Annotated in this window: 3 protein-coding genes; 2 read left to right on the top strand and 1 reads right to left on the bottom strand. The window is 52.9% G+C overall.

Translation table 11 applies throughout. From position 1 onward, the window contains the following. Positions 1-432: TlpA disulfide reductase family protein (locus Q0274_RS08450; RefSeq protein ID WP_298028926.1), on the top strand; the 432-nt coding region annotated here is incomplete at its 5' end. A gap of 229 nt (positions 433-661) precedes the next feature. Further along, on the top strand, positions 662-2236 hold the full coding sequence (locus Q0274_RS08445; RefSeq protein ID WP_298028925.1) for a subtype B tannase: 1575 nt from the start codon (positions 662-664) through the stop codon (positions 2234-2236). Between the two features lie 864 nt (positions 2237-3100). Here Q0274_RS08445 and Q0274_RS08440 read toward each other — a convergent pair. Next, positions 3101-3997, bottom strand: coding sequence for a radical SAM protein (locus tag Q0274_RS08440; RefSeq protein WP_298028924.1), 897 nt, complete (start codon positions 3995-3997; stop codon positions 3101-3103). Positions 3998-4021: the final 24 nt, after the last annotated feature.

Below are 4021 nucleotides of genomic sequence, written 5' to 3'. Positions count from 1 at the left end.
GACGGATGGAAGCACCATCTAAGCAGCGACGGCACCTCGCTTGCCTCCAAGTTCGACCCCTCCGAGCGCACACTAAAGATCGAGGGCAACGACAAGCCGCTTGTGCTATTTTTCTATACTAGCGGCTGCGGCGCGTGCAAAGCCCAAGTACCTGCGCTAAACGAGCTGCAAGCTAATGGCGACGCGCTAATTATCGGCGTTTTAGGCGATGGTAAAGGTCTGGAAGCCGACGCCGCGGTTGCTCGCGAAAAGGGGATAAAATTCCCAAGCGTCAGCGGTGCAAACTCCGTAAAATACTTCGAATCCATCGTAGGCGGCATTTTCGGCACCCCCACGTCGGTGATCTACGATAAGAACGGCAAAGCGATCAAAAAACTCATCGGCCTCTACCCCAAATCCGCCTTCGAAACGCAGCTCAAGCTTATAAATTAACGAGCAGAATTTAATGCAGCCGGATTTACGGCACCGGCCTGCAATACCCACCAAAATAACACTTCGAGTTTAAAATTCCTTTCAACTTGCAGCTGCCTTTGCGTTTAAATTTCAAAATTTAGGCGCGCAGCGGATTTAAGTATTCGCCGAGTTTTGCTAAAATTAGCTTTGTCACTAAGCTGCTTGAATGGCTAAAAAACGGCGATATCAAAATAGAAAGGAGATGCCAATGAGTAAAAAATCCCTTGCTTTAGGCGCTGCCGCGATGCTTTGCGGCGCGCTAAGCCTAAACACCGAGGTTGCGGCGACGCAGAGCGCGCAAATAGATCTGAAATTTAACGCCGCAAATTTTACGCAAGAAAGCGTAACCGTAGGCGGCAAAAAGATAAAATTCCGCGCTTACAAAAACATAATCTACGTCGCAAAACCCGTAAGCACGCACTATCAGAGCATGAATATCTTCATCCCGCAGCAGTATTTTGAGGGGCGCAAGAGCGGCAAATTTGACGCCGCGAGCGCGCCGATATTTTTGCCAAACGGCGTGGGCGGCTACATGCCGGGCGAAGCGGGCGAGGTCAAAATAGACGAAAGCGGCAAGCCAAACGCGATCGCTACGGCGCTTTCGCGCGGTTACGTCGTAGCCGCTCCCGCAGTGCGCGGACGCACGCTAAAGAGCGCAACCGGCGATTATATCGGCAAGGCACCCGCAGCGATCGTCGATCTAAAAGCCGCCGTACGGTATCTGAAATTTAACGACGCGGCAATGCCGGGGGATGCGAACAGGATCATCTCAAACGGCACGAGCGCGGGCGGAGCGCTCTCGGCGCTTTTAGGAGCGAGCGGGGACGAGGCCGCGTACGAGCCGTATCTGCAGGAGCTAGGCGCTGCAAAGGCAAGCGATAAAATTTACGCGGCGTCCGCATACTGCCCGATCACAAATCTAAAGCACGCGGACGCGGCGTATGAGTGGATGTTCGGCGCGCAGAGCGAATATGAAAAGATGGATTTTAGCGGGCTTGATGCAGCGGGATTTAACGAGCGGGGCGAAAATTCTAGCGGCGCTGAAAAAAATTCCAAAAAAGGCGCGGATCAAAGCGCCGCAAAGCCCGCACGCAAAACGATTAGCGGCAAACTAAGCGCAGCGCAAATTAAAATTTCAGACGAGCTAAAGGCGCAATTCCCCGCCTATCTGAACTCGCTAAGCTTAAAGGACGGAGGCAGCCGCGCGCTAAGCCTGGATAAAAACGGCGACGGCAGCTTCAAAGACTACATAAACGGACTCATATCGGCCTCTTTTGCTAATTTTGCGGCGAAAAATCCGCGCGCGAAGGCGCCCCTATACCTCGCTGCAAAGATCAAGGACGACGCATCGCAATCGCATATGCTTTTTTGGGGCTACGCGACCTCCGAGCCGCGCGCCAAGACCCCGCCCGCATTTGACGGCTTCGCGCTTGAAAATCCCGAAAACGAGCTGTTTGGCGGCGCTAAATTTAACGCGGCGCATTTTACGGATTTTAGCGCGATGAATGACCCCGCCAAAGGGGTGCTAATCGCAGGTGCCCAGCTCGTAGAGATGATGGATGTGATGAGCTTCGTACGCAACGAAAACGGCGCGAAGCATTACCGCATCCGACACGGCGCGAGCGATCGCGATACCGCGCTTGCGATCCCTGCTATTTTGGCGCTTAGCTTGCAAAACGCAGGTAAGAACGTCGATTTTGCGGTGCCTTGGGGACAAGGACACGCCGGCGATTACGATCTTGAGGAGCTTTTTGACTGGATCGACGAAATAGTCGCGCGCTAGATTAACGGGCAGAATTTTACTTTGGAATTTAAAATTTTGCCCGCAGCTCTGCCCAAATTTTATCGCCTAAAGCTCGCTCTGGCGGATATGCCGAGCGACGTAAAATTCCGCTGCAAAATTATATCGCGTTAAAATTTCGGCATCGCCGCAAGGCGCGCAATGGCTTGAAATTTTGCAGCCAGCATTCAAAAAATTTCATAGAATTTTATCGCGACAAAACGAGTGCGAATTAAAATTTTAGCGGCCGCGATGATTTATGACGCGGGCTTTTAGCGCGATCTATGTTAAAATTTCGGTGCAATCAAAATTCTGCGGGCTAAATTTTAAATTTAAAGACCGAAGTATGCGATAAAATTTCACGGCGTTTATACTATCCGATCGCAGCTCTTTGAGCGCGCAGTATCGTGCATGAGCGCGCATTCGACGCGCGGACGATTAAAATCCGCCAAAATGAACACAAAAAGCCCAAGCAAGCACGGTAAGCGGGCTAAATTTAAAGACGCACATTTCACGATCTCCCGCGGCCCTAAGCCCGCTTTTTCCATCCATTAGGCCTGCTTTAATAATCCACCGGCGCCCAAAAAGCGCCGTTTGGGGTCTGTATCTTTGCGCCGTGTGTATAAATTTCATAATTTAACGGCACTTAGCCTATTTAAAGATCAGCACGCCGCGGCAGCAGCGTTTCCTAAAACTGGGCATGCTAGCATCTTTGCGGCAGCGGCGCAACTCGGCGCCGAATTTAAACGCTAACCCTCCTTGCGCCGCCTCTCTAGCTCGGTGTGCGGCAGCACCCTTTGCGACGCGAGGTCTAAATGTAAGCCCTTCCCTTGCCGCGCCGCAAAAGAGCTTTTAAAATTTAACGCCCTAGCCTTTTGCGATCTCGTAAAAACCGTCTCTGAAAACAACCTTGCCAGCATCCGCAAGACGCTTTAAAAGCTGCGCGCTTTTTTCGTCAAACATCGCCTCCACGTCGCTAGTGCGCTGCGGACGACGTGCCAAAGTATGCAATATCTCGTCCTCGCTAAAGCTCAGCCGCTCGCTTGCGTATTTGGGCGCGGCGATTATATTTACGTTTTGATTTTCGATGAAAGTAGCCAGATAGCGCAGCTGCGCCTCGCTCACCCCCTCTGCGCGGTATGCGGGCGGGCGATCGATCGTACCGAGATCGACGCGGTGCGGGTTGATGCGCGCCAGAGCTGCATTCAGCGCCGCAAAGTCTTCTTGCGTGTCGTTTAGCCCGCGCACGACTAGGATTTCGATATCAAGCTCGCCGTGAAACTCGCGCGCAAAATCCGCGATCGCGCTTACGATATCCTCGGCGCTAATGCCTGCGTGCGGGCCGTCCACCTTACGAAAGCTTTTCGCAAGCACGCTATCTAGCGAAAATTTGCAAATATCAATCTTCGCTAACGCCGCGCTGTTTTCGCGCACGAGCGAACCATTTGACAAAACGAGCAGCTTCTGCGGCAGATTTAGCGCCTTTAGCGCGTCTACGAGTTCTGCAAAGCGCGGATGTAGCGTAGGCTCGCCGTTTGCCGTGATCGTGATGACGTCAATGCCCGCGTGGCTTTGCAGCGCGGTTTTCAGCTCGGCGATGACCGGGCCGATCTCACAGGGCTCGCTCATCGCGCTCATCGGCTTGCCCGCGCCCAGCTCGCAATAGACGCAGTTGAAGTTGCACTGCTTGCGCTGCGGGCTTAGGTCGATGCCGAGGCTGCGCCCGAACCTACGCGAGGCGACGGGCCCGAAAATATATCTCATTTTTGCTCCATGATTTGATTTGCG

This window comes from uncultured Campylobacter sp. (assembly GCF_937973075.1).
GTDB lineage: Bacteria > Campylobacterota > Campylobacteria > Campylobacterales > Campylobacteraceae > Campylobacter_B.
This window is presented reverse-complemented; position numbering and strand designations above follow the sequence as displayed.